The organism is Pectobacterium wasabiae CFBP 3304, from assembly GCF_001742185.1.
In the GTDB taxonomy this organism is placed as follows: Bacteria; Pseudomonadota; Gammaproteobacteria; order Enterobacterales; family Enterobacteriaceae; genus Pectobacterium; species Pectobacterium wasabiae.
Genome location: NZ_CP015750.1, coordinates 345,142 through 371,381 on the forward strand (window position 1 = coordinate 345,142; position 26,240 = coordinate 371,381).

18 protein-coding genes and 1 pseudogene are annotated in these 26,240 nt (G+C 52.3%); 13 read left to right on the forward strand and 6 right to left on the reverse strand.

The window, feature by feature from the left end; genetic code table 11:
* The first annotated feature begins 401 nt into the window (after positions 1-401).
* From ppk1 to A7983_RS01660, 4 genes are all read left to right on the forward strand, one after another.
* Positions 402-2,474 carry a polyphosphate kinase 1 gene (gene ppk1, locus A7983_RS01645; protein WP_005970060.1) on the forward strand — a complete coding sequence of 691 codons (2,073 nt, stop codon included), beginning with the start codon at positions 402-404 and terminating at the stop codon, positions 2,472-2,474.
* A complete protein-coding gene (ppx, locus tag A7983_RS01650; protein ID WP_005970062.1) occupies positions 2,474-4,009 on the forward strand; it encodes an exopolyphosphatase in 1,536 nt (511 codons plus the stop codon). The genes ppk1 and ppx overlap by 1 nt, the downstream gene beginning before the upstream one ends.
* A gap of 230 nt (positions 4,010-4,239) precedes the next feature.
* Entirely contained in the window at positions 4,240-4,428 is a 189-nt protein-coding gene (locus A7983_RS01655) for a YjfB family protein (RefSeq protein ID WP_005970064.1), read from the forward strand.
* Positions 4,429-4,664: 236 nt separating this feature from the next.
* On the forward strand, positions 4,665-4,880 hold the full coding sequence (locus A7983_RS01660; protein WP_005970065.1) for a YfgG family protein: 216 nt from the start codon (positions 4,665-4,667) through the stop codon (positions 4,878-4,880).
* A 191-nt stretch (positions 4,881-5,071) separates the two neighbouring features.
* On the opposite strand, the gene A7983_RS01665 is transcribed toward A7983_RS01660, so the two are convergent.
* On the reverse strand, positions 5,072-5,497 hold the full coding sequence (locus tag A7983_RS01665) for an organic hydroperoxide resistance protein (RefSeq protein ID WP_005970066.1): 426 nt from the start codon (positions 5,495-5,497) through the stop codon (positions 5,072-5,074).
* Positions 5,498-5,656: 159 nt separating this feature from the next.
* Entirely contained in the window at positions 5,657-6,106 is a 450-nt protein-coding gene (locus A7983_RS01670) for a MarR family winged helix-turn-helix transcriptional regulator (protein WP_005970067.1), read from the reverse strand.
* 218 nt (positions 6,107-6,324) lie between these two features.
* Here A7983_RS01670 and mgtE point away from each other — a divergent pair, with 218 nt between their 5' ends.
* On the forward strand, positions 6,325-7,803 hold the full coding sequence (mgtE, locus tag A7983_RS01675; RefSeq protein WP_005970068.1) for a magnesium transporter: 1,479 nt from the start codon (positions 6,325-6,327) through the stop codon (positions 7,801-7,803).
* A gap of 65 nt (positions 7,804-7,868) precedes the next feature.
* Here mgtE and galK read toward each other — a convergent pair whose 3' ends face one another.
* Positions 7,869-9,032 carry a galactokinase gene (galK, locus tag A7983_RS01680; protein WP_005970069.1) on the reverse strand — a complete coding sequence of 388 codons (1,164 nt, stop codon included), beginning with the start codon at positions 9,030-9,032 and terminating at the stop codon, positions 7,869-7,871.
* 9 nt (positions 9,033-9,041) lie between these two features.
* Positions 9,042-10,082, reverse strand: a complete 1,041-nt coding sequence (galT, locus tag A7983_RS01685) for a galactose-1-phosphate uridylyltransferase (RefSeq protein ID WP_005970070.1) — start codon at positions 10,080-10,082, stop codon at positions 9,042-9,044.
* A gap of 456 nt (positions 10,083-10,538) precedes the next feature.
* Here galT and galR point away from each other — a divergent pair, with 456 nt between their 5' ends.
* The 3 genes and pseudogenes from galR to A7983_RS01695 all read left to right on the forward strand — a co-directional run bounded on the left by galR (position 10,539) and on the right by A7983_RS01695 (position 12,173).
* The gene (galR, locus tag A7983_RS01690; RefSeq protein ID WP_005970072.1) at positions 10,539-11,549 is read left to right on the forward strand and encodes an HTH-type transcriptional regulator GalR; all 1,011 of its coding nucleotides are present in this window, start codon (positions 10,539-10,541) and stop codon (positions 11,547-11,549) included.
* Between the two features lie 61 nt (positions 11,550-11,610).
* A pseudogene (locus A7983_RS24780) lies at positions 11,611-11,712 on the forward strand (hypothetical protein); the annotation flags it as partial.
* A gap of 119 nt (positions 11,713-11,831) precedes the next feature.
* Complete coding sequence (locus A7983_RS01695) at positions 11,832-12,173, forward strand: glucose PTS transporter subunit EIIB (protein ID WP_005970074.1); 342 nt, start codon at positions 11,832-11,834, stop codon at positions 12,171-12,173.
* Positions 12,174-12,304: 131 nt separating this feature from the next.
* Here the strand turns inward: A7983_RS01695 and dld are convergent, their stop codons facing one another.
* A complete protein-coding gene (gene dld, locus A7983_RS01700; protein WP_005970076.1) occupies positions 12,305-14,062 on the reverse strand; it encodes a D-lactate dehydrogenase in 1,758 nt (585 codons plus the stop codon).
* A 69-nt stretch (positions 14,063-14,131) separates the two neighbouring features.
* Positions 14,132-15,097 (reverse strand): aldo/keto reductase, encoded by a 966-nt coding sequence (locus tag A7983_RS01705; protein WP_005970078.1) that lies wholly within the window; start codon positions 15,095-15,097, stop codon positions 14,132-14,134.
* 441 nt (positions 15,098-15,538) lie between these two features.
* Here A7983_RS01705 and A7983_RS01710 point away from each other — a divergent pair, with 441 nt between their 5' ends.
* The 5 genes from A7983_RS01710 to mdtD all read left to right on the forward strand — a co-directional run bounded on the left by A7983_RS01710 (position 15,539) and on the right by mdtD (position 26,240).
* A complete protein-coding gene (locus A7983_RS01710; RefSeq protein ID WP_086002463.1) occupies positions 15,539-16,729 on the forward strand; it encodes a NupC/NupG family nucleoside CNT transporter in 1,191 nt (396 codons plus the stop codon).
* A 369-nt stretch (positions 16,730-17,098) separates the two neighbouring features.
* Entirely contained in the window at positions 17,099-18,331 is a 1,233-nt protein-coding gene (locus A7983_RS01715) for an MdtA/MuxA family multidrug efflux RND transporter periplasmic adaptor subunit (protein WP_005970082.1), read from the forward strand.
* Positions 18,331-21,453 (forward strand): MdtB/MuxB family multidrug efflux RND transporter permease subunit, encoded by a 3,123-nt coding sequence (locus A7983_RS01720; RefSeq protein WP_005970083.1) that lies wholly within the window; start codon positions 18,331-18,333, stop codon positions 21,451-21,453. The genes A7983_RS01715 and A7983_RS01720 overlap by 1 nt, the downstream gene beginning before the upstream one ends.
* Entirely contained in the window at positions 21,450-24,530 is a 3,081-nt protein-coding gene (mdtC, locus tag A7983_RS01725; protein WP_005970084.1) for a multidrug efflux RND transporter permease subunit MdtC, read from the forward strand. Before A7983_RS01720 ends, mdtC begins: the two co-directional genes overlap by 4 nt.
* Positions 24,531-24,779: 249 nt before the next feature.
* The gene (mdtD, locus tag A7983_RS01730) at positions 24,780-26,240 is read left to right on the forward strand and encodes an MFS transporter (RefSeq protein ID WP_071531115.1); all 1,461 of its coding nucleotides are present in this window, start codon (positions 24,780-24,782) and stop codon (positions 26,238-26,240) included.

The window sequence follows — 26,240 nt, forward strand, 5'->3', positions numbered from 1 at the left end:
TTAAAATGAAGCTGCCAGAGTCGTGTTGCTAACGTATTGCGGGTAGCATATGTTGCCTTTACGCCCATAATATGACAATGGTAAGTCTGTCTATGAATTAGATTTTATACCCTAAACAGTTCGAGTTGTATGAAGGCGGCAACCGAGGGAGTCCCCAGGAGCATACTCGAGTACGTGACTGGGGTTAGTGAGGACAAATCGGCTAAGCCGATTTGAACGCCGCAAGCGGCGGCCCTTCAGGGTGAGGCTCAGAGATGAGCCGAGTATTGCAAACGCACAGACGGCTCGAAATATGACGGGTATCGTCATCAACACGCCATAATGTTGTTGTACCCTATCTCCACACAGGAAGGGTATGAATATTGGATGAACCTTCAGTACATGAGTTGAGCGGAGTGACAATGGGTCAGGACAAACTCTATATAGAGAAAGAATTAAGTTGGTTATCCTTTAATGAGCGAGTACTTCAGGAAGCAGCAGATAAAAGCAATCCATTAATCGAACGCATGCGCTTTCTGGGCATTTACTCCAGCAACCTTGATGAATTTTATAAAGTCCGTTTTGCCGACTTGAAAAGGCGTATTCTGATTAACGAAGAGCAAGGTCTGGACGGCAATCTGCGGCATCTTTTAGGCAAAATTCAGGCACGTGTACTAAAAACCGATCAACTCTTTGATAGCTTGTATAACGAACTGTTGCTGGAGATGGCGCGTAACCAGATTTTTCTGGTCAACGAGCGTCAGGTTTCCCCTAATCAGCAAGAGTGGCTAAGGGACTACTTCCGACAATATCTGCGCCCGCACATCACGCCAATACTGATCTTTAACGAAACCAATCTGGTGGAGTTCCTGAAAGATAACTACACCTATCTTGCCGTCGAAATTATTCGTGGCGATGAGATCAGTTATGCCCTGCTGGAAATTCCTTCGGATAAAATACCGCGTTTCGTCAACCTGCCAGCGGAAGCGCCACGCCGTCGTAAGACCATGATCCTCATAGATAACATTCTGCGTTACTGTCTGGATGATATCTTCAAGGGCTTCTTTGATTATGATGCGCTGAACGCGTATTCCATGAAGATGACGCGCGATGCAGAATACGATCTGGTGACGGAAATGGAATCTAGCCTGCTGGAACTGATGTCTTCCAGCCTGAAGCAGCGCCTGACCGCTGAACCGGTGAGATTCGTCTATCAGCGCGACATGCCGGACGCGATGGTCGCCATGTTGCTTGAGAAATTGGGTATTTCTTCCTATGACTCCGTGATCCCCGGCGGACGTTATCACAATTTCAAAGACTTTATTTCTTTCCCGAACGTCGGACGCGCCAACCTAGTCAACAAACCGTTGCCGCGCCTGCGACACACCGGGTTCAACCATTTTCGCAACGGGTTTGATGCGATCCGCGAACGTGACATCCTGCTCTATTATCCGTACCACACCTTTGAACATGTGCTGGAATTGCTGAGGCAGGCTTCTTTCGATCCCAGCGTGCTGTCCATCAAAATCAATATTTACCGAGTCGCCAAGGACTCACGCATCATTACCTCGATGATCCATGCGGCGCACAACGGCAAGAAAGTCACCGTGGTCGTGGAACTACAGGCGCGCTTTGACGAAGAAGCAAATATTCACTGGGCTAAGCGTCTGACTGAAGCCGGCGTGCACGTCATTTTCTCGGTGCCAGGGCTGAAGATTCACGCCAAGCTGTTCCTGATTTCCCGGCGCGAAGGGGAAAATATCGTGCGTTACGCGCACATCGGCACCGGTAACTTCAACGAAAAAACCGCCCGTCTGTATACCGACTATTCGCTGCTGACCGCCGATGAACGCATTACCAACGAAGTTCGTCGCGTCTTCAACTTCATTGAGAACCCTTACCGTCCGGTCAGCTTTGAACACCTGCTGGTGTCACCACAAAACTCCCGCGACAAACTTTACCAACTGATCGATACCGAGATCGAAAACGCGCTGGCGAATCGTGATGCAGGCATTACGCTTAAGGTAAATAATCTGGTGGATAAAGGGCTGGCGGAAAAGCTGTATCAGGCTTCATCTGCGGGCGTGAAGATTAATCTGCTGGTACGTGGCATGTGCTCGTTGATCCCTAATCTGCCGGGGATCAGTGAAAATATTCAAGTCATCAGTATTCTTGACCGCTATCTGGAACACGATCGGGTGTATGTCTTCAACAACGGTGGGGACAAAAAAGTCTACCTCTCCTCTGCCGACTGGATGACCCGTAATATTGATTATCGCATTGAAGTGGCGGTGGAAATCCTTGATCCCATTTTGAAAAACCGCGTACTGGAAACGCTGGATATCCTGTTCAGCGATACAGTGAAAGCCCGCGTCATTGATAAAGAGTCGAGCAACCGCTATGTATCACGCGGCAACAAGCGTAAAGTACGCGCGCAAAATGCCATCTACGACTACATCAAGGCGTTGGAGCAACCTGGAGATAAGCCTGAATAATGCCGTTAACGAACAGTGAAGAAATCGAGATGAAACCGCAAGAATTCGCGGCTATCGACCTGGGCTCCAATAGTTTTCACATGGTGATCGCACGCGTGGTAAACGGTGCGCTTCAGGTGTTGGGGCGTTTAAAACAACGGGTACATCTGGCTGATGGACTGGATAACAAAAATGTGCTCAGTGAAGAGGCCATTCAACGCGGCTTAAGCTGTCTGGCGCTGTTTGCTGAACGTCTGCAAGGTTTCCCGGCCATGAACGTCTCCATCGTCGGTACGCACGCGCTGCGTCAGGCGGCCAACGCCCAGGAGTTTTTGCGCCGTGCAGCGGATATCATTCCCTATCCGATAGAGATCATTTCCGGTCATGAAGAAGCCCGCCTGATTTTTATGGGCGTGGAGCATACGCAGCCGGAAAAAGGCCGCAAACTGGTTATCGATATCGGCGGTGGTTCTACAGAGCTGGTTATCGGAGAAGATTTCGAACCGATGCTGGTAGAAAGCCGCCGTATGGGCTGTGTCAGCTTCGCGCAGCAATTTTTCCCAAATGGTGAAATCAGCGAAGCCAACTTCAAGCGTGCTCGGCTGGCTGCGGCGCAAAAGCTGGAAACGCTGTCCTGGGAATATCGCATATACGGCTGGAAATTCGCCCTCGGTGCATCGGGAACGATCAAAGCCACACACGAAATTCTGGTGGAAATGGGGGAAAAAGACGGTCTGATTACCCCCGAGCGGCTGGAACTGTTACGCACGCAAATCTTGCAATTTAAGCACTTCAAAGCGCTGAGCCTGCCAGGTCTATCCGAAGATCGACAATCGGTGCTGGTGCCGGGTCTGGCGATTTTGTGTGGTATTTTCGATGCGCTGGCGATTAAAGAGTTGCGCCTTTCTGATGGTGCGCTGCGCGAAGGTGTGCTGTACGAAATGGAAGGCCGTTTCCGCCATCAGGATATTCGAATCCGTACCGCACAGAGCCTGGCCACGCATTACAATATCGACCGCGAGCAGGCGCGACGCGTGCGAGAAACCACGCAACAGCTTTATGCACAATGGGCAGAGCAAAACCCTAGCCTGGTGCATCCTCAGCTTGAGGCCATCTTAAACTGGGCTTCCATGCTACATGAAGTCGGATTGGGCATTAACCATAGCGGTATGCACCGCCATTCCGCCTATATACTGCAAAATACCAACCTGCCCGGTTTCAATCAGGAACAGCAGCTTGTGCTGTCAATGATCGTGCGACTGCATCGTAAAGCCATCAAACTGGAAGAGTTACCGCGGCTGAATCTGTTCAAAAAGAAACAGTATTTGCCACTGGTGCAGCTCTTGCGCCTTGCCACACTGTTGAATAACCAGCGTCAGGCAACGACGACGCCAGAATCATTGCAACTACATACCGATGACAATTACTGGACGCTGACGTTCCCGCACGACTTTTTTACCAATAACACGTTGGTACAGCTCGATCTGGAACGTGAACAGGAATATTGGCAGGACGTCACCGGTTGGAAGCTGATGATTGAGGAAGAGAAAGCCTGATTACTGAAAGTGTTACGCAAGAATCTGGCGCATATCAAACGGCACAGTAAGGCCAAATTGCACCACCGCGTTGGCAGCTTCACTCGGGTTAACATAAAGTTAACCCGAATGGGGCCGATACCGAATTGATGGCTGGTGAGAATGTTCGCCAACATCCTGCAACCTCGGCGGAAAGGCGCGCTTCCTTTCCATACCGGATAGTAATCCAACTCAACGTTAAGGAGAGTAAAATGGATGTATCACAGATTGCATCACTCGCGACCGACCTCAGCAACCTGCGCACCAGCAGTGAGGCCAGTACGCTTGTGATGAAAAAAGCGCTCGACAGCCAAGAAGCTGTTGCTTTAGGTATTTTGCAAGCGTTACCCCCGCTGCCAGCAAACCCGGCGATTGGGCGTAATGTGAATACCACAGCGTAATTCCACCGTACTACTCAACCCGCTTATCCGTCTTTGAGCGGGTTTTTTTGTACCACCTCTCCCTATCTTCATGTACTTTCCTCTTCGTGCCCGTTCCTAAAATCCCCATCCTTGCACCGAACGTGCGGAAACCGAATCGGTTATCACCTTTTTCACCGCGACAGATTGACCTCGGTCATCGCTTGTGCCTAAATGAAAAATAGCGAATGTTCGCTTTCACAGAGGATTTACTGGTAATGTCCACGCTTACCCACAAACGACGATTATCGATACGCCCGCGACAAAGTGGCTCTCGGATCGCTCGTGCCGTCTTACTCATCAGCTTCGTTATTCTTTTAGGCCGTTTTGCTTACTCCACCATCACCGCGTTTGGTCATCATCAAGACAAACAGCAGCAACGTGCTGAACAATTATTGCTTCCTACCAATGTACTCATTAATCAGAAAGAGTAACGCTTAACCAGGCTCGCCCCTCTATTCTACTTTTCCTCATCAGGCTTTATTGCCTTCGTATTCTTGTGTCCATTCTTCACGCCCACACACATTGCCCATTCAGCCTTTTCCGTACAAATAAAAAAACGGCAGTGCGAATCTTCGCAACCACCGTTTTCAACTCTCAACAATACACTTACATCAAACCGAACTTAGACGATAGTCAAGGTCACATCGATGTTGCCACGCGTTGCATTGGAGTAAGGGCAAACGATGTGGGCTTTCTGCACCAGATCTTCAGCCACCGCGCGATCCAAACCTGGCAGAGAAATTTTCAATTCAACTTCAATACCAAACCCTGTTGGGATGGCACCGATGCCTACGCTACCGTTTACCGTGGTATCAGCCGGTACGGAGATTTTCTCACGCGCACCGACAAATTTCATGGCACCAAGGAAACAGGCAGAATAGCCGGCGGCAAACAACTGCTCTGGGTTAGTCCCCTCGCCGCCTGCACCGCCCAATTCACGCGGCGTCGTCAATTTAATATCAACCGCGTTGTCGGAAGACACTGCACGACCATCACGACCACCACTGGCTTGTGCATGAGCAACGTATAATACTTTTTCAATAGACATAATGTGACTCCAGGTAGTTAAGGAAATAGGAATGCAACTGTCATTTCATTTATATAGTGAAAAATTAAATCGCACACTACTTAATTACATAAAAATAAATCAGCTAAAAACAGGATATTACATAAAAAATCTTACCATGTGCAGAGAGCAGACGCGTGTTTAAAGATGACCGATAAGGCTCTTACGCAGCGTCTCTAAATCTTTTTTGATCGTCTGTAACTGTTCAAGATGACATTCCGTCGCACAAAACACGCTTTCAGGAATCGCTCGCGCCTGTTGCTGAAGGGCACGTCCTGCTTCAGTTAACCCGATCAGTACCTGACGTTCATCTTCCGTACCTCGGTTACGCACCACTAATCCTGCGCTTTGCAACCGTTTGAGCAATGGTGTTAGCGTGGCGGAATCCAGATACAGCCGCTCACCCAGTTCAGATACCGTCAATCCATCACGTTCCCACAGTATCAGCATGACCAGATATTGGGGATAGGTCAGATTCAGTTCAGACAGCAAACGGCGATACAGCTTATTCATTGCCAGATTGGCAGAATACAATGCGAAGCATAGCTGTCCATCCAGTTTATAAGCGTTATCGTTCATCGTCTCTGCCATCGGTGCCTGTTGAGTTTCTGAGACTGACTTTATATCGCCAAAAACTAAATAGCAAACGATTTAATGTTGCATTAAATAAAAATCAGCATAAAAAACACACTTAGCCAGTATCAGCTCGTTTTTCAGACTGCGATTCGCCAGTAATCCTATTCTTAATCTACTGATTTTGCGCTACGTTTAATAAAACATGGATAAAAACAGACCGAGCATAAAACATTATGTCGAGTGTAAAAAAACTTACCGACCTCCGACGCCGCATCTCCCTTCTGCTATTGGAAAATAAGGAACTGGTTGAAGACATCATCAATCGGCAACCTCCTATCACAGAACATGACGAAACCACGTTAGGCGACAAAACGGTATTAAGTAACAAAATCAGGCTACGTGAAAAAAGTATTCTGCTCGACCAAACCGCAGAAATCAGCGAACTGATCGTCGATCTCCATGCGGCTGACCAGGCTGATTTATTGGAGTCGTTACCACAGGATGAACGTCTGGCGCTCTGGCGACTCATCCCCATAGCAAAACGCGGTCGCGTTTTGATTGAAGCCTCAGACAGTATTTCTGACGATCTCATCGGCGATATGCAGGATAAAGAAATTCTGAGGGCGGTCCGGATACTGGATGTGGATGAACAGGCCCAGCTTTCTCGCCTCGTCCCCCGCCATCTGCTGGGCAGAATACTGACCTCGCTTGAACCAAAGCAACGTGCGCAGTTACGTGCCGCCATCAATTATGATGAAGACTGCCTCGGCCACATGATGGATTTCAAACTCATCACCGTGCGTGCCGACGTCACGCTCGCGACAGTACAACGCTATCTGCGCTACCGCAAAAAGATCCCCAATTCCACTGACAAACTGTTCGTCACCGATCGCAAAAACACACTGATTGGTGAGTTGTCTCTGGCCAGTATCCTGCTCCACTCGCCTCATGCTTTAGTTACTGACGTTATGGATGCTCAGCCGCTAAGGTTTCAGCCTGAAGATAAAGTCGAAGAGGCCGCAGGGGCTTTTGAACGTTACGATTTAATCTCCAGTGCCGTGGTGGACAGCAAGGGGAAACTCATGGGACGCCTGACGATTGAGGATATCGTCGATGTCGTGAATCGGGAAAGCGACAGTAACCTACGGCGTTCAGGGGGGTTAACGCCTTCTGAAGATGTCTACGCGCCCGTATATAAATCGTTCCGCAATCGCTGGGCGTGGCTAGCTATCAATCTGTGTACGGCGCTCATCGCCTCGCGAGTCATCGGCCTGTTTGAGCACACGTTATCCCATTTGGTGGCGCTGGCGACGCTCATGCCGATTGTCGCCGGTATCGGCGGGAATACTGGCAACCAAACGATCACCATGATTGTGCGCGCACTGGCACTGCATCAGCTTGAACACGGTAAAAAATCGTATTTGCTGCTTAAAGAATTGGGCGTTGCGCTGGTCAACGGGGTGATCTGGGGCACGATAATGGGCGTGGTGACCTTCCTGCTCTATGGCAACCCCGCAATGGGTGGCGTGATGATGCTGGCTATTCTGCTGAATTTACTGCTCGCGGCGCTAATGGGTGTCGCAATTCCGCTGATCATGATGAAGTTTGGACGCGATCCAGCTATCGGTTCCAGCGTGATGATCACGGCCATCACCGATACCGGCGGCTTCTTTATCTTCCTTGGACTGGCAACAGTGTTCCTGCTGCCCTGAACCGATGCAATGCAAAAAGGGCTTTACGCATAAAGCCCTTTTTGCCTGCTATTATCGATCAAGACTTAACTCAAGCGACCCGCACCGTCTGATGCCTGGCACAGGTAAATTGAGGGCTGAAGCCCAGTACGCGCCGGATATTCACGCTCGATCACCTGTTTGACCTCATCGGTTAACGCTGAAGGAATCAGGGCGACAATACAGCCACCGAAACCACCACCGGTCATGCGCACACCGCCCCGATCTCCAACATAATCCTGAATCAGATCCACCAGAATATCGATCGGCGACACGGTAATCTCAAAATCGTCGCGCATGGAGACATGCGATTCCGCCATCAGCGTAAACAAACGGTGAGCATCCTGACGCGCCAGTGCATCGGCTGCTTCCAACGTGCGGCGATTCTCGGTGATGACGTGTCGTGCACGACGTATCGCCACCGGATCCAGCCCCTCAATTCCCGCTTCAAACTGCGGCAGTGATACATCACGCAGCGCTTTAACGTTAAAGTGACGTGCAGCCGCCTCACACTGCTGACGACGCGTGTTGTACTCACTGTCCACCAGCCCACGACGCACGTTGGAATTCACGATGAGAACATCGATACCGTCGAGCATGCGCACAGAGCGTCCTTCCAGAGAGCGACAGTCGATCAACATGGCCTGACCGGCCCGCCCCTGAGCAGAAATAAACTGATCCATAATGCCGCAGCTACAGCCAACAAAATGATTTTCCGCCTGCTGGCCGTTTAACGCTACATCCAGTTGGCTGATATCCAGATTATTCAGCTCTTTGAACGTCTGCCCGATCGCCACTTCCAGCGACGCCGACGAGCTAAGTCCGGCACCGGAAGGCACATTCCCAGAGACCACCATATCCATGCCGCTAAGCGACAGGCCACTCGCCAGCAAAAACTTCACCGTTCCGCGGATATAGTTGGCCCAGAGGTATTCCGGGTGAGGCACTATTTCTTTTGCAAGATCAAATTCATCCTGCTGGTTGTCATAGTCCACCGCCACCACTCGCACGATGCCATCCTGGCGCACCGCCGCACTGACGACCGTCTGGTAATCGATAGCACACGGTAAGACAAAACCGTCGTTATAGTCGGTGTGCTCGCCAATCAGATTGACCCGTCCGGGTGCCTGTATAGCGGCGTGCGGCGTATAGCCAAATAATCGAACAAAAACAGACTCAGTTGACTGACGTAGAGAATCAATACGGCTCATAAAATGACCTCAAATTTGCTCACGGAAATGGATATCACTCACGCTGCGTAAACGTTCAGCGGCCTGCTCTGCCGTCAAATCTCGCTGTGCTTCGGCCAGCATTTCATAACCAACCATAAATTTGCGCACGCTGGCGGAACGTAATAACGGGGGATAAAAATGGGCATGCAGTTGCCAGTGCGCAATGTCTCCATCCTTAAACGGTGCGCCATGCCACCCCATTGAATAGGGGAATGAACACTGGAACAGGTTGTCGTAACGGCTAGTCAATTTTTTGAGGATCAGCGCCAGATCGTCACGCTGAATGTCATTCAACTGTGGCAATTGCTGCACGACAAACTTGGGCAGCAGCAACGTCTCAAACGGCCACGATGCCCAGTAAGGGACAACCGCTAACCAGAATTCCGTTTCCACCACGATACGGGAGCCGTCAGCCTGCTCTCTCTGCACATAGTCAAACAGCAACGGCGAACCATGGCGGGCAAAATAATCCCGCTGCTGTTCATCCTCACGCAGCACCTCGTTCGGTAGAAAATCGTTCGCCCAAACTTGCCCGTGTGGATGGGGGTTAGAACACCCCATCATCGTTCCTTTATTTTCAAACACCTGAACCCACGGATAGCGCTTGCCCAGCTCTGCGGTTTGCTCACTCCACGTATCAATCACGGCTTTCAGCGCCGGTAGCGAAAGCTGCGGCAGGCTTTTACTGTGATCGGGAGAAAAACAGATCACGCGGCCAACCCCACGGGCTTGCTGCACGCGAAACAGCTCATCGTCGCCCACAGGTGCATCCGGCGTGTCTTCCATCAGTGCCGAGAAATCATTGGTAAAAACAAAAGTCCCCTGATAGTGCGGATTAATATCGCCCGTAATACGTTTATTGCCTGCACACAGATAACAGGTCGGATCGTAAGGCGGCGGCGTGGCGCGATCCGGCTCATCCTGCTGACCTTGCCAAGGGCGCTTTGCCCGATGCGGGGAAACCAGTATCCACTCGCCTTTCAGCGGGTTAAAACGGCGATGCGGATGTTCAGTTGGCTCAAACTGCATAAGCTATTCCTCAATACAAAACACAAATTCAGTACAGCGAAGCGACCACCCGCTAGCGCTAACAACCCGCTTTCGGAGTGAAAGAGGCGTCAGTCACGCCCGTATCTCTAGTAAGAAAAACCCATTTATGTAATCAGTTTCACTCTATACCATGGATGAAATAGCTGAAATAATGCTGAACAAAGGTAGACATCTATCGTTTATCCACTTAAAAAATGTAATCGGTTACCCTAAATTTAAACCTCAGAATAGTATTTTGGAAGAGAGAAATGGCGGGTGGTTATTGATAGCGATCACATAAGTGCGGTCTGGATCAAAAAGGAAAGAGGGTCGGATAAGTAACATCCGCAAAAAACCTGTACATTTATCAATATAAATCGTCGATTTTTTCTTTTAACTTATGCGTTAGGCTGCTGTCGTTCGCCCCACAACACATTTGACCGTTCAGGAATGCTAATGGCCACAATAAAAGATGTTGCTCGCCTATCAGGTGTATCAGTCGCTACGGTGTCGCGCGTCATCAATAATTCGCCCAAAGCCAGTACTGCTTCAAAGGAAGCGGTACACAAGGCCATGGCGGAGCTGCAATATCATCCGAACGCCAATGCCAGAGCACTCGCACACCAAAGCGCAGAGACAATGGGGCTGGTTGTTGCGGATGTATCCGATCCCTTTTTTGGAACGATGGTCAAATCTGTCGAACAAATTGCACAAGCAACCGGCAATTTTCTGCTGATTGGTAACGGTTACCACAATGCCGAGCAGGAAAAAAAAGCCATTGAGCAGTTGATTCGCCACCGCTGCGCGGGGCTGGTTGTGCACGCCAAAATGCTTCCAGATGAGGAGCTGGCAGCGCTGATGAGCCATATTCCGGATATGGTACTCATCAACCGCACCTTACCCGGTTATGAAAACCGCTGCGTTGCGCTTGATGACCGCTATGGCTCCTGGCTGGCAACACGTCATTTAATTCAGGAAGGTCATCAGAAGATCGGTTTTCTCTGTTCTAATCACCAAATTTCCGACTCCGTCGACCGCCTGCAAGGCTATATGGACGCATTGCAAGAGCACGGCATCGCACGGGATGAACGCCTCATTGCACGCGCATCACCAGACGAAGTGGGCGGCGAATCCGCCATGACGGAACTCCTGAGTCGGGGCGGCAATATGACGGCGGTGGTGTGCTACAACGATTCCATGGCGGCTGGCGCGCTTTCCGTCCTGAGTGATAACAGCATCAACGTACCACAGGATATGTCGGTGGTAGGGTTTGACGACGTATTGATCGCCCGCTACCTGCGCCCTCGCCTAACCACCGTGCACTATCCGGTTTCCGCCATGGCCATTCAGGCAGCAGAATTAGCTATCGCGTTATCCCACGGTAAACAGCTCAACGAAACCACGAATATGTTTAGCCCGACGCTGGTACGCCGCCACTCGGTAAGCCCTCCCATCCGTAAGAAATAGCCCCCTTTCATCAATGCTGCTTGCCTGATGCGATATTCCGCGCCAAAACAGGCAGGTCGTTGGGCAGGCATATTACATCGCATCGCGCAACGATCTCGCCTTCCAATATGATTTTTTTACCACGCTGATACAAACGCTGGATCTACCGCGTGCACTGCCAACTTGCTCTACGGCATTGTCGCGATAACAGGGATGTCTACTCACTGTGTGTCGCCTAACAGTAATGTTAGGTGAACGGTATTATCATACACACGCTGATAAACAAACGAAGAGGTGACTACGATGGGCAAGATTCACAATTTTCGGAAATTGTTCGCGTCAATGTTGGGTAAGCAGATTACCGAGATTGAAATCGCTTCACCGCTAGACAAAGAGAATTTACAGCAGTTGGTGAGCGCCTTTGGCGGCAAAGAAAATATCGTCAGTCTGGATGCCTGCATCACCCGTCTGCGGGTTGAAGTCCACAGCCTGCGGCTGGTTAATAGCGACAGTCTGCAAAAACTGGGGGCTATCGGCGTGATTATTGTCGGTCATCAGGTACAGGCGATTTTCGGCACCCAGTCAGATAACCTGCGGCGCGAACTGGCTGCCTGGTTTGAAGACGACGGTGCAGAGGCGCACTAACGACACGTTTCCGTTCCGATCGGTGCCGAATTCTGACCTATCACGCAGGACAATCGACGGGCTAAAAATGGTGAAACGCAGTAAGCCATCCCGCTAACGGACACACCACGCCCGTTAGCGGCATCAGCTATTTAATGGTTGATGTGGTGCTCTTCACAACCGGTACAGCCCCAGTTTTTCAGCTTGGTGGTTTTGCCTATTCCTGGGTTCAGGCTATTGGTAGGATCGCTTTTCTGATAGAACGCTTTCAACTGTGGTTTAGCCTGATAGATATGGCCAACATTGTGCTCTGCCGGATATTCTGCCCCACGCTGATCGAGTAAGGCCAGCATTCTCTCTTTCAGTTCATGAACATCCACGCCTTTCTTCACAATATAATCCTGATGGAAGACATGGCACATGAAGTGACCGTAATACAACCGATGCACCAGCATATCGCTAATATCCGCCGGTAAATGCTCGAACCATTCACGATCGTTACGCCGCAGAGCGATGTCCAGAGCCAAGATATTTTCCACTTCACTGCTGTGTACCGAGTGATAACGGATCGCGGCTCCCGCTGCGACGAAGCGATGCAGAAAGGCCTTCGTGCCTTCTTCCGGCGTACAGACAAAAAACTCACCGTCGGCATCATGAAAATACTGTTCCAGCCAACGGTGTGCTTCATCAATGCCGTCGCCCGCCATTTTCACCATCAAATGGTGTTCAAAACGGTCACGATACGTTTTCATCCGCGCCGGTAGATGGGAAGGCAGCAGGCGGCTGAGAAACTGCATGGTACGATCCACAAGATGCGACGGTAGGAAAGGCACTTTGCTAAAGATCGCATCCATCCGCCCTTTCAGGTTGAAGAATAGGGGTAATTTATCCGTACCCAGTTTATCGATCATCATAAACGTATCTTTGCCGTATATTTCGGCGATATCGAAGATATCGCGGTGCATATACTCACCCGCCACCGGCAGATTTTTAAAATCTGCGAGCATATGCCGGCGTAATTCCGTCAATACCTGCGGCTGATTAGTCCCAATATAAAAAACCTGTTGGGATTTTTCCGCCGGAAACGTATCCAGGCGCACAGCAAAAACCGACAGTTTTCCTGCACAGCCAGCGGCCTCAAATAAACGGCGTTCATCGGCGTTAAAGCGCGACGGCGTATCTGCATCGACATCCCGCACACGTTCAATATAGTCGTGGTCGGATGCCTGACGCTCGTCATAAATCACATCCTTCGCGTCATATTGTTGCGATTCTAAACGGGTCAGGATCGCTTCCGGCGTATCACCCAAATTGATCCCCAGATGGTTGATCAGTTCCACCTGACCTTGCTCGTTAACCCGGCCGTAAAGTGCCATTTCGGTATACGCCGGGCCACGGTGAACCAAAGAGCCACCGGAGTTATTACAAATCCCCCCAATCACCGAGGCGCCAATACAAGAAGAACCGATCACAGAATGCGGTTCACGCCCAAGCGGTTTCAATACGCGTTCAAGATGCCACAAGGTGCTTCCCGGCAGCGCCACAACCTGCCGTCCTTCATCCAGCAGTTGAACGTTATCCAAACGCAGGGTATTGATGATCACGATTTCTCGATCGTAATCATTACCGTTCGGGGTGGAGCCTTCGGTTAAACCGGTATTAGCGGCCTGCATCAGCACGATACAACCCGCTTCAATACTGGCTTTAAATACCCGCCACTGTTCGAGTAGCGATGCGGGAAAAACCACCGCCAGTGCCTCTCCGCTACCCGAACGAAAGCCTTTGCGATAACGCTCTGTTTTATTGTTATCGGTTAAGACGTGAGACTTACCGACAATGCGGGTTAGCGTTTGGATAAGAGATTGAGAATCAACGGAAATACTACTTTCTGGGATTACATCGTCCTTCATAGCGGTCTGTCCTGTTAATTAATTTAACAAGTACGATAAAAAGATTCGTATTCAAAAATCTTTCAATTATTAGTAACGGCTCGCGCGATTCAATAGCTCAATATCTTCTACTGGCAATACTAGCCGCGTTGCACTCGCCAGTTCGACTACCTGATCCAGCGACGTCGCACTCGCAATCGGTGCCGTTATGCTCGGACGCGCGATCAGCCATGCCAATGCAACCTGCGATGGCGTCGTCTGATGCGCATTCGCCACGCTATCCAGCGCTTCCAAAATAGTCCGACCGCGCTCGTTCAGGTATTTTTCCACTACGCCCTGCCCGCGCGCACTTTTCGATGCATCCTTTGGCTGACGATACTTTCCTGACAGAAATCCGCTCGCCAGCGAATAATAGCTAATGACCCCGACCCCTTGCTCACGCACCAGCGGCTCCAACGCAGCCTCATACCCTTGCCTATCGTACAAATTATATTCCGGTTGCAGGGTTTCATAACGCGCCAGATGATTGGCTTTACTGACTTTCAGCGCTTCAGCCAGACGCGCCGCGCTGTAGTTAGACGCCCCAATCGCACGGACCTTGCCCTCTTTAATCAGCGCATCAAACGCGGCCAGCGTTTCTTCCAGCGGCGTTTCCTTGTCGTCAGTATGTGCCTGATAGAGATCGATGTAATCAGTTTGCAAGCGCTGTAATGAGGCCTCAACCGCCTGACGAATATAGGCAGCAGACAGCCCTTTCTTGCCATCGCCCAGATCCATGCCGACTTTGGTGGCAATAATCACCTTGTCACGCTGACCGCTTTTTTTCAGCCAGTTGCCGATGATCGTTTCAGATTCACCGCCTTGATTACCGGGTGCCCAGCGCGAATAAACATCCGCGGTATCAATGAAATTCAGCCGATGCGCCACGAGTGCATCCAGCAGGCTGAACGACGTCGACGCATCGACGGTCCAACCAAAAACATTACCGCCGAACGAGAATGGTGGAACCACAATGCCTGAACGTCCAAGCTCACGTGTGGTATCTGGTACTGACATAATCACTCTCCTTTTGAATCATGCAGAAAACATCATAAAAAACCTCGCCAACCTGCAACGCAAAACCTTTCGGTTCGTTTTCTATACCCTAAATAATTCAAGTTTCAGGACAAAACGTTAGCGTTTTGAACAACGCAATGCGTTGGCCCACTAGGGCAAGGCAGATTTGAACGCTGCTTGCAGCGGCCCCTACGGGGCGAGGCCCACGCCAGTGTGCCGAGTAGTGCTGCCAACGCACATGCAACTTGAAGTATGACGGTATGTGTGGAATAAGAATAATGAATGAACAGAAAGCCCCAAATAACGAGACGTGGCATTTAGTTTAGGTAAAATCCCAAGGTATAATTGTTTTTTTGCGTTATCCCTCTCATTTTTAATGTACGCGTTACATAAAATGACGTGGAAAATTTGGCCTGCCTCATATTCGGAGCACACATGTCCTTGTCCCATATCGCGCAATTTATTCTGGCGCTGGTTGTTGTTACGGCGCTGTCGCTACTCATCTGCCGCGATCGTAAAAACATTCGTATTCGTTTTATTATTCAGCTACTCGTCATCGAAATTCTGCTCGCTTACTTCTTCCTGTACTCAAACGTTGGGTTAGGTGTGGTCAAAGGGTTCGCAGCAGTCTTCGACAAATTACTCGGATTTGCAGGCCAAGGGACGGACTTCGTATTCGGTGACATGGTGAATAGTGAGAAGAACCTGATTTCCTTCTTCTTCAAAGTACTCTGCCCGATTGTCTTCATTTCCGCGCTGATCGGTATTCTGCAACACATTAAAGTGCTGCCTTTCATTATCCGCATCATTGGTACTGTTCTGTCCAAAGTGAACGGCATGGGCAAACTGGAATCCTTTAACGCGGTCAGTTCACTGATTCTTGGTCAGTCCGAAAACTTTATTGCCTATAAAGATATTCTCGGCAAGATGTCCGAAAAACGCATGTACACCATGGCCGCTACCGCCATGTCCACCGTTTCGATGTCCATCGTCGGTGCGTATATGTCTATGCTGGATGCCAAATTCGTCGTTGCCGCGCTGATTCTGAACATGTTCAGTACCTTCATCGTACTGTCGCTGATTAACCCCTACAAAGTCGGTGAAGAACCGGAGTTGCAGTTGGGTACTCTGCATGAAAATCAGAGCTTCTTTGAAATGCTGGGGGAATATATTCTGGCAGGCTTCAAAGTGGCCGTCATCGTCGCCGCTATGCTGATTGGCTTCATTGCTCTGATTGCGGCGGTTAACGCCATTTTCAGCGCCATTTTCGGTGTCAGCTTCCAGGAAATCCTTGGCTACGTGTTCTACCCGTTCGCCTGGATCATGGGCATTCCGTCGCATGAAGCCCTTCAGGTTGGCAGCATCATGGCGACCAAACTGGTTTCTAACGAATTCGTCGCGATGCTGGAACTGCAAAAAGTGGCAGGCGAACTGTCTCCGCGCAGCGTGGGCATCCTGTCTGTGTTCCTGGTGTCCTTCGCCAACTTCTCCTCTATCGGTATTATTGCCGGTGCGATTAAAGGCCTGAACGAGCAGCAAGGTAACGTGGTTTCCCGTTTCGGCCTGAAATTGGTTTACGGTTCCACGCTGGTGAGCATCCTTTCCGCGTCTATCGCTGGTCTGGTGCTGTAACCCTCCATCGCGTTATAAAATGCTTATTTCAATCCGGCAGTCTTACACTGCCGGATTCTTTTTCCTACAAACCCTGACACATCTTCCATATTTCCTTCATTTTTGTCCGGCATCCCTTGTTTAAACTAGTAAAATGCGGCCATTGGCTAATGTTGATCGCTTAAGCCTCATTTTAGGAGAAACACGGGGATGAGGTTCCCGCAAGGACACCTCGCCCCGTGGTCACTCCGTGTATCTCGGTTCTTAAACGATCGGCACGTGGCCATTGGTCCAATAACACGCTGAGTATGATAGCCAATGCACATGCAGCGTGAAGTATGACGGGTAGATCGTGCTTCCCGCACAACCTGGAGAGAGTAATCCACCACTATGAATGCTAAACGTATCCGAGGCCTGCTGGTACTTGCCGCCGTTATCGCTATTGCTGTACTGATCTGGCGCCATTTTACCCAGACATCGCCTGTCGCCTCCGGCACGAGTGAACAGCATGCCGCCCGCACGTCACATTCGGGCAGCAACAGTGGTGGTGGACGTCGCGCCGCCATGCGCACATTGGCTCCGGTGCAGGCTGCGCTGACGCAATCTGCCTCCGTACCTTATTACCTGTCCGGTTTAGGCACCGTGCTGGCAGCCAATACCGTGACGCTACGCAGTCGGGTGAACGGGCAACTGATGGCACTGCACTTTCAGGAAGGGCAGCAGGTTAAGGCTGGTGCCCTGCTGGCAGAAATCGATCCTCGTCCTTTTCAGGTTGAACTGACAAAGGCACAGGGGCAGTTGGCAAAAGATCGGGCCGTGCTGGCTAACGCTCAGCAGGATTTAGCGCGCTATCAGCAACTGGTGAAAACCAACCTGATCTCCCGTCAGGAACTGGATGCGCAAACCGCCGCCGTGCGTCAGGCGGAAGGCACGTTAAAAGCCGATGACGGTGCCGTAGCCAGCGCACAGCTCCAGTTGGATTACAGCAAGATCACCGCGCCGATCAGCGGGCGGATCGGTTTAAAACAGGTCGATGTGGGGAATTACATCACCAGCGGCGACACCAATGGTATTGTCGTGATTACGCAGACGTACCCTATTGATGTCGTCTTTACCGTACCGGAAGCGGAAATCTCCACCATTATTAGCGCACAGAAATCAGGTCAGCCACCCGTGGTGGAAGCCTGGGATCGCGCCAATCAGAAGATACTCTCGCAGGGTAGCCTGCTCAGTATGGATAACCAGATAGACACCACCACAGGGACGATCAAGCTCAAAGCGCGTTTTGACAATCTGGATGATGCCCTGTTCCCGAATCAGTTTGTGAACATCCGCATGAAGGTCGATACGCTGAAAGACGCCGTCGTAGCGCCTTCCGCCGCCGTGCAAATGGGCAATGAAGGCCGCTTCGTCTGGATTCTGAACGATAAGAACGAGGTCAGTAAGCGTCAGGTTACAACCAGTATTCAGTACGGCCAACTGGTCGTGGTGACCGCCGGACTGGATGCCGACGTTCAGGTTGTCACTGACGGCATCGATCGTCTGACCGAAGGGAGCAAAGTGGAAGTGGTTCCCTCTACGCTGACGGAGAAAACACCCGCAATCGCTGGGGAGAAATCCTGATGCAGGACACCGTTCCAGCCAACGGAGGCGGGCCGTCACGCCTGTTTATTCTACGCCCCGTCGCGACTACGCTGCTGATGTTCGCCATTCTGTTGGCCGGTATCATTGGCTATCGGGCGCTGCCCGTTTCAGCGTTGCCTGAGGTTGATTATCCGACAATTCAGGTTGTTACCCTGTATCCAGGGGCTAGCCCGGATGTGGTGACCTCCGCGATTACCGCGCCGCTGGAACGGCAGTTCGGCCAGATGTCCGGACTAAAACAGATGTCGACGCAGAGCGCAGGCGGCGCATCCGTCATCACGCTTCAGTTCCAACTTGAGCTGTCGCTGGATGTCGCAGAACAGGATGTGCAGGCCGCCATCAATGCGGCAAGCAACCTGCTGCCAAGCGATCTACCCTATCCCCCCACGTACAGCAAAGTGAATCCGGCAGACCCGCCAATTATGACGCTGGCTGTCACCTCCACCGCGATGTCGATGACGCAGGTGCAGGACATGGTAGATAACCGCATCGCGCAGAAAATTTCGCAGGTCGCGGGCGTCGGGCTGGTATCGTTAGCCGGTGGCCAGCGGCCAGCCGTGCGAGTAAGGCTAAACGCGCCGGCGCTGGCGGCTTACGGCCTGACCAGCGAAACCATTCGCACCGCAATTACCGCCGCCAACGTGAATTCCGCCAAGGGGAGTCTGGATGGTCCAACACGCTCGGTGACGCTCTCCGCCAACGATCAGATGAAATCCGTTGATGATTACCGCAAGCTGATTGTTGCGTGGAAAAACGGCGCACCGGTAAGGCTTCAGGATGTCGCCACTATTGAGCAAGCCGCCGAGAACACTCATCTCGGAGCCTGGGCGAATCGGCAGCAGGCGATCATTATCAACGTTCAGCGCCAGCCGGGTGCCAACGTCATCACGACCACGGACAGCATTAACAAGATGCTGCCCGCGTTAAAAGCCAGTCTGCCGAACGCCGTCGAGGTCACTACGCTGACTGACCGCACCACCAGCATTCGCGCCTCGGTGAAAGACGTCCAATTCGAATTACTGTTGGCGATCGCGCTGGTCGTGATGGTGATTTACCTATTTTTGCGTAACGCCGTCGCTACGCTGATCCCAAGCATTGCCGTACCGCTATCGCTGGTTGGCACCTTTGCCGCCATGTATTTCCTCGGTTTTTCCATCAATAACCTGACGCTGATGGCGCTCACCATTGCCACCGGTTTCGTGGTGGATGATGCCATCGTAGTGATCGAAAATATCTCCCGGTATATCGAAAAAGGGGAAAAACCGCTTAACGCCGCGCTGAAAGGGGCGGGAGAAATCGGCTTCACCATCATTTCTCTAACCTTCTCCCTCATCGCCGTGCTGATCCCACTGCTGTTTATGGGTGATATCGTCGGGCGCTTGTTCCGCGAATTTGCCGTGACGCTGGCGGTGTCGATCCTGATTTCCGCCGTTGTGTCGCTCACGCTGACGCCCATGATGTGTGCACGGATGCTGAGCCATCAGTCGCTGAGTAAACAGAACCGTTTTACCCGTGCCAGTGAACGTTTCTTCACGCGTTTGATTACTGTCTACGGCATCTGGCTACGTAAAGTACTCAATCACCCGTGGCTGACGCTTAGCGTCGCGCTCGGTACGCTGTTGCTCACTATCCTGCTCTATATCTGGATCCCGAAAGGCTTCTTTCCAATACAGGATAACGGCATTATTCAGGGCACGGTACAGGCACCGCAGACGGTCTCGTTCAGCAATATGGCCGACCGCCAACAGCGCGTCGCATCCATTATCATGAAGGATCCCGCGGTAGAGAGCGTTTCCTCATACGTCGGCGTCGATGGTACGAATACCGCGCTGAACAGCGGTCGACTGCAAATCAACCTGAAACCGCTCAGTGAACGTAGTGAGCGTGTTCAGGCGATCATCAGTCGCCTGCAACAGCAAACTGCCCAGATCCCCGGCATTCAACTGTATCTACAACCAGTGCAGGATCTCACCATCGACACCCAAATTAGCCGCACGCAATATCAGTTTACGTTGCAGGCGATGTCGCTGGATGAGCTGAGCGTCTGGGTGCCGAAGCTAATGACCGAACTGAAAAAGCTACCGCAGCTAGAGGATGTTAGCAGCGACTGGCAAGACGGGGCGGCGGTTGCTTATGTCAACGTCGATCGCGACAGCGCCAGTCGTCTGGGCATCACGATGTCACAGGTCGACAGTGCGCTGTATAACGCTTTTGGTCAGCGTCTGGTTTCTACTATTTATACGCAGGCCAGCCAATACCGCGTAGTGCTGGAACACGATACGACCAACAATACCGGTCTGGACGCGTTGAACGACGTGCGCCTGATCAGCAGCGATGGCGGCACAATTCCGCTCAGCAGCATTGCCACTATCGAAGAGCGTCAGGGGCCGCTGGCGATCAACCATATCGACCAGTTCCCCTCGACGACAATCTCTTTCAACGTCGCCAGCGGCTACGCACTGGGTGAAGCGGTTGATGCCATCACGCTGGCCGAACAGCAGATGAATCTGCCTGCGGATATCACTACCCGTTTTCAAGGCAGTACGCTGGCGTTCCAGTCGGCGCTGAGCAGCACCGTATGGCTCATCGTCGCGGCGATTGTCGCGATGTACATTGTGCTCGGCGTGCTGTACGAAAGCTTTATCCATCCGATCACCATCTTGTCTACGCTGCCAACGGCAGGAGTCGGCGCGCTGTTGGCGCTGATGATGGCGGGGAATGAGCTGGATGTGATCGCCATTATCGGGATCATCTTGCTCATCGGGATCGTGAAGAAAAACGCCATCATGATGATCGACTTCGCGCTAGCGGCGGAGCGAGAACAGGGCATGACGCCGTATGACGCCATTTATCAGGCTTGTCTGTTACGTTTCCGGCCGATCCTGATGACAACGATGGCTGCCTTGCTGAGTGCGCTACCGCTGATGCTGAGCACCGGCGTCGGCGCGGAGTTGCGCCAGCCGCTAGGCGTTTGTATGGTCGGCGGCCTGATCATGAGTCAGATTCTGACGCTGTTTACGACACCGGTCATTTACCTGCTGTTTGACCGTTTGGCGGCGCGTTTCCGTCATGCACCGCGTCAGGAGGAAGAAACCGAGTGAAGTTCTTCGCCCTGTTCATCCACCGCCCCGTCGCCACTCTGCTGTTGACGTTGGCCATCGCGCTCTGTGGCGTATTAGGTTTCCGCCTGTTGCCGGTGTCGCCGCTGCCGCAGGTGGATTTCCCGGTCATTTCAGTCAGCGCCTCGCTGGCTGGCGCGTCACCGGAAACCATGGCCTCTGCCGTCGCAACCCCGCTGGAACGCGCGCTCGGAAGAATTGCAGGCGTCAATGAAATGACGTCCACCAGTTCACTCGGCAGTACGCGCGTCATACTGGTGTTTAACCTCGACAGGGATATCAACGGCGCGGCGCGCGATGTTCAGGCAGCCATCAACGCCGCACAGAACCTGCTGCCGTCGGGTATGTCCAACCGCCCGACTTACCGTAAAGTCAACCCATCCGACGCACCGGTCATGATTCTGACGCTGACCTCGGACACCTACAGCCAAGGCCAACTGTACGATTTCGCATCCACCCAACTGTCACAGAAAATTTCTCAGATGGAAGGCGTTGGTGATGTCTCTATTGGCGGAAGCTCGCTCCCCGCAGTGCGCGTGGCGCTGAATCCGGTGGCGTTGTTTAATCAGGGTATCTCCCTCGACGACGTAAGGCAGACCATCGCGCAGGCTAATGTGCGCCGACCGTTGGGAAATGTGGAAAACAGCCAGAAAAGCTGGCAGATAAAAACCAACGATGAGCTCAAAACTGCCGATGCTTACGCCCCGCTGATTATCCACTACAACAACGGAGCCGCCGTTCGCCTGAGCGACGTTGCCACAGTGGAAGATTCGGTACAAAACGCCCGCAACGCAGGAATGGCGAACGCGAAACCGGCGATTCTGGTGATGATTCGCCGCTCGCCGGATGCCAACATTATTACCACGGTAGACAATATCCGTGCCGCGATGCCGGAACTACGTGCCAGCCTGCCTGCCGAAATTCAGTTAGATGTCGCGCAGGATCGTTCCCCCACCATTCGCGCCTCGCTGGCGGAAGTGGAGCAATCACTGATTATCGCCGTCGCGCTGGTTATTCTGGTCGTCTTCCTGTTCTTACGTTCTGGGCGGGCAACGGCGATTCCGGCGCTGGCCGTTCCTGTATCACTCATTGGCACCTTCGCCGCCATGTACCTGTGCGGCTTCAGCCTGAATAACCTGTCGCTGATGGCGCTCACCATTGCCACCGGTTTCGTGGTAGATGATGCCATCGTGGTGCTGGAGAATATTTCCCGCCACATTGAAGCCGGCATGAAGCCGATCCAGGCATCGCTTCAGGGGGTGCGAGAAGTCGGGTTCACCGTGTTATCCATGAGTCTGTCGTTGGTGGCGGTGTTCATTCCGCTCCTGCTGATGGACGGCTTGCCGGGGCGGCTATTCCGCGAATTTGCCGTGACGCTGTCGGTGGCGATCATGATTTCTCTGCTGATCTCGCTCACGCTGACGCCAATGCTGTGCGCACGACTGCTGCGCGCGGTTCCCAAACGCAGCCAGCCGCGCACCCAGGGGTTTAATCGCGTATTGCTCGCCATGCAGCAAGGTTACGGGCGATCGCTGAAGTGGGTACTCAATCATGCACGCTGGGTTTTGCTGCTCTTGCTGGGAACCATCGCACTCAACGTCTGGCTGTACATCAGTATTCCGAAAACGTTCTTCCCGGAACAGGATACGGGCAGGCTGATGGGCTTTATTCAGGCTGACCAGAGTATTTCTTTTCAGGCCATGACGGTGAAGCTCCAGAATTTCATGACCATTGTCAGCAGCGATCCCGCGGTGGATAACGTGAACGGTTTTACGGGGGGATCGCGCACCAACAGCGGCTCGATGTTTATTTCGCTTAAGCCTTTGTCCGAGCGCGATGTTTCCGCGCAGCAGGTCATTAGTCGCCTGCGCGTCAAGCTGGCAAAAGAACCCGGTGCCAACCTGTTTTTAATGCCGGTGCAGGATATCCGTATCGGCGGGCGGGAATCGAGCGCCGGGTATCAGTACACGCTGCTGTCTGATGATTTGAGCGAACTGCGTACCTGGGAGCCAAAAATTCGTGCCGCTTTCAGCAAACTGCCTGAACTGGCCGATGTGAACTCCGATCAGCAGGATAAAGGCGCAGAAATGGCGTTAACCTACGATCGTGATGCGATGGCACAGTTAGGCATTAGCGTCTCTGCCGCCAATGCGTTGCTTAATAACGCCTTCGGCCAGCGCCAGATTTCGACCATTTACCAGCCGTTAAACCAGTACAAGGTCGTGATGGAAGTGGATGATGCCTATACGCAGGATGTCAGCTCACTGAACAAGATGTTCGTCATCAATAGCGACGGTAAACCCATTCCGCTTTCTTATTTCGCCAGTTGGAAACCGATCAACGCGCCGCTGTCGGTGAACCATCAGGGGCTCTCTGCCGCGTCAACCATCTCTTTTAACCTGCCTGAAGGCACCGATCTTTCCACTGCGACGGCGGCGGTAGAAAGAACCATGACGTCGCTGGGCGTGCCATCGTCGGTACGCGGCCAGTTCTCCGGTACGGCACAGGCGTTCCAGCAATCGCAGTCTTCCCAACTGTTGCTGATTTTGGCGGCAATTATCACGGTGTATATCGTGCTGGGCGTGCTGTATGAGAGCTATGTGCATCCGCTGACAATTCTGTCTACCCTGCCCTCGGCGGGCGTAGGTGCTCTACTGGCGCTGGAGTGGTTTGGCGTACCGTTTAGTCTGGTGGCACTGATTGGTATCATGCTGTTGATTGGGATCGTGAAGAAGAACGCGATCATGATGGTGGATTTCGCGCTGGTGGCACAGCGCAGCGGCAAGCTGAACGCGCGGGATGCCATTTTTCAGGCCTGCCTTCTGCGTTTCCGCCCGATTATGATGACCACATTAGCCGCACTGTTTGGTGCCCTGCCGCTGGTGCTGACCAGCGGTGACGGCGCAGAGTTGCGTCAACCGCTCGGCATCACGATTGTCGGCGGGCTGGTGATGAGCCAAATCCTCACGCTGTACACCACCCCGGTGGTGTATCTGTTTTTCGACAAGCTGAGGATGATGCGGCGCAAAGCCCCGGAGAGGGATTTGCCAGTATTGTGACGGAATATGAGCAACGGTAGAGATCTAATAACATGCTATTTCAGGGGGAGGTTTCGTGCGCTCAAGCTTCACCATTTTTCTAGTAGCGCCCCGAACGCGCCCGACCAAGGGCGGCTCAATTGCCGTCGCCCTTGGAACCCTGGCTTTTGGCGCTAAATTGTACCGCTACGCGGTGCCTTCGCCGCAAGCTGTCTCTTCACGGGCCGCCAGTGACGCGCTCCCAGCGCGGCACTGGCTTTCGTGGCGTCCATGCCACTCACCCTTGAGCCAACTTACGCCTCAGTACAATTTTTTACGCCAAGGAAAACAATGATCAATTCCGCCTCTGTCCGCTGGCAGCTCTGGATCGTCGCCTTCGGCTTTTTTATGCAGACGCTGGATACCACTATCGTGAATACCGCGCTGCCTTCAATGGCGGCGAGTCTGAATGAAAGCCCGCTGCATATGCACTCGGTGATCGTTTCCTATGTGTTGACCGTCGCGGTGATGCTGCCCGCCAGCGGCTGGCTGGCGGATCGTATCGGCGTGAAGAACATCTTTTTCGCCGCTATTCTGCTGTTTACACTGGGATCGCTACTGTGCGCCCGTTCGGAAACGTTGGATGAGTTGCTGATTTCCCGCGTGATTCAGGGCATTGGCGGCGCAATGATGGTGCCAGTGGGACGCCTGACAGTGATGAAGATTGTCCCGCGCGATCAGTATATGGCAGCAATGACATTCGTAACGCTGCCCGGCCAAATCGGCCCATTGTTGGGGCCCGCGCTCGGCGGTTTTCTGGTGGAGTACGCCAGTTGGCACTGGATTTTCCTTATCAACCTGCCGGTTGGCATTATCGGCGCGCTGGCAACCTGGTTCCTGATGCCCAATTACACTATGCAAACTCAGCGCTTCGATGTCAGCGGTTTCCTCTGGCTTGCCGTCGGTATGGCGACGCTGACGCTAGCACTGGACGGTAACCGTAGCCTCGGTATTCCGCCAATTGCCATTTTCGCGCTGATCGCCATCGGGCTCATCGCACTATTGAGCTACTGGCTGCACGCTCGTCATAACGAACGGGCGCTGTTTAATCTACGTCTGTTCGACACCCATACTTTTTCTATCGGCCTGACCGGTGGGCTTCTGGCTCGTATTGGCAGCGGCATGTTACCGTTTATGACACCGCTATTTTTGCAGTTGGGAATGGGGTTTTCCCCGTTCCATGCCGGGCTGATGATGGTGCCAATGGTACTTGGTAGTATGGGAATAAAACGCGTCGTGGTGCAGATCGTCAATCGGTTCGGCTACCGGCGTGTGCTGGTCGCCTCGACGTTATTGCTGGCACTGGTCACGGCGCTGTTTGCACTGGTCGCGCTTATGCAATGGATCTGGATGATCCCGATTGTGCTGTTCTTCCTCGGTACGGTGAATGCCATTCGCTTCTCCACCATGAACACGCTGACGCTGAAAGATCTGCCAGATCCCCTCGCCAGCGGCGGCAATAGCCTGCTGTCGATGACCATGCAGCTATCCACCAGCCTGGGAGTAAGCACCGCGGGTATACTACTGGGCATGTTTTCTCAGCCGCATATCGCGGCAGAAAGTGGGGCAACCCATACGGTATTTCTCTACACCTATCTCAGCATGGTCATCATCATCGCCCTACCGGCGCTGATTTTTAATCGTGTCCCACCTGACACCGTAAAACAGTCAACGCTAACGCGTAAATCGTGA

What these genes read in the sequence shown, in the direction of transcription:
- ppk1 (WP_005970060.1), top strand. Translation starts at nt 402, where the DNA reads ATGGGTCAGGACAAACTCTATATAGAGAAAGAATTAAGTTGGTTATCC.
- ppx (WP_005970062.1), top strand. Translation starts at nt 2,474, where the DNA reads ATGCCGTTAACGAACAGTGAAGAAATCGAGATGAAACCGCAAGAATTC.
- A7983_RS01655 (WP_005970064.1), top strand. Translation starts at nt 4,240, where the DNA reads ATGGATGTATCACAGATTGCATCACTCGCGACCGACCTCAGCAACCTG.
- A7983_RS01660 (WP_005970065.1), top strand. Translation starts at nt 4,665, where the DNA reads ATGTCCACGCTTACCCACAAACGACGATTATCGATACGCCCGCGACAA.
- A7983_RS01665 (WP_005970066.1), bottom strand. Translation starts at nt 5,497, where the DNA reads ATGTCTATTGAAAAAGTATTATACGTTGCTCATGCACAAGCCAGTGGT.
- A7983_RS01670 (WP_005970067.1), bottom strand. Translation starts at nt 6,106, where the DNA reads ATGGCAGAGACGATGAACGATAACGCTTATAAACTGGATGGACAGCTA.
- mgtE (WP_005970068.1), top strand. Translation starts at nt 6,325, where the DNA reads ATGTCGAGTGTAAAAAAACTTACCGACCTCCGACGCCGCATCTCCCTT.
- galK (WP_005970069.1), bottom strand. Translation starts at nt 9,032, where the DNA reads ATGAGCCGTATTGATTCTCTACGTCAGTCAACTGAGTCTGTTTTTGTT.
- galT (WP_005970070.1), bottom strand. Translation starts at nt 10,082, where the DNA reads ATGCAGTTTGAGCCAACTGAACATCCGCATCGCCGTTTTAACCCGCTG.
- galR (WP_005970072.1), top strand. Translation starts at nt 10,539, where the DNA reads ATGGCCACAATAAAAGATGTTGCTCGCCTATCAGGTGTATCAGTCGCT.
- A7983_RS01695 (WP_005970074.1), top strand. Translation starts at nt 11,832, where the DNA reads ATGGGCAAGATTCACAATTTTCGGAAATTGTTCGCGTCAATGTTGGGT.
- dld (WP_005970076.1), bottom strand. Translation starts at nt 14,062, where the DNA reads ATGAAGGACGATGTAATCCCAGAAAGTAGTATTTCCGTTGATTCTCAA.
- A7983_RS01705 (WP_005970078.1), bottom strand. Translation starts at nt 15,097, where the DNA reads ATGTCAGTACCAGATACCACACGTGAGCTTGGACGTTCAGGCATTGTG.
- A7983_RS01715 (WP_005970082.1), top strand. Translation starts at nt 17,099, where the DNA reads ATGAATGCTAAACGTATCCGAGGCCTGCTGGTACTTGCCGCCGTTATC.
- A7983_RS01720 (WP_005970083.1), top strand. Translation starts at nt 18,331, where the DNA reads ATGCAGGACACCGTTCCAGCCAACGGAGGCGGGCCGTCACGCCTGTTT.
- mdtD (WP_071531115.1), top strand. Translation starts at nt 24,780, where the DNA reads ATGCCACTCACCCTTGAGCCAACTTACGCCTCAGTACAATTTTTTACG.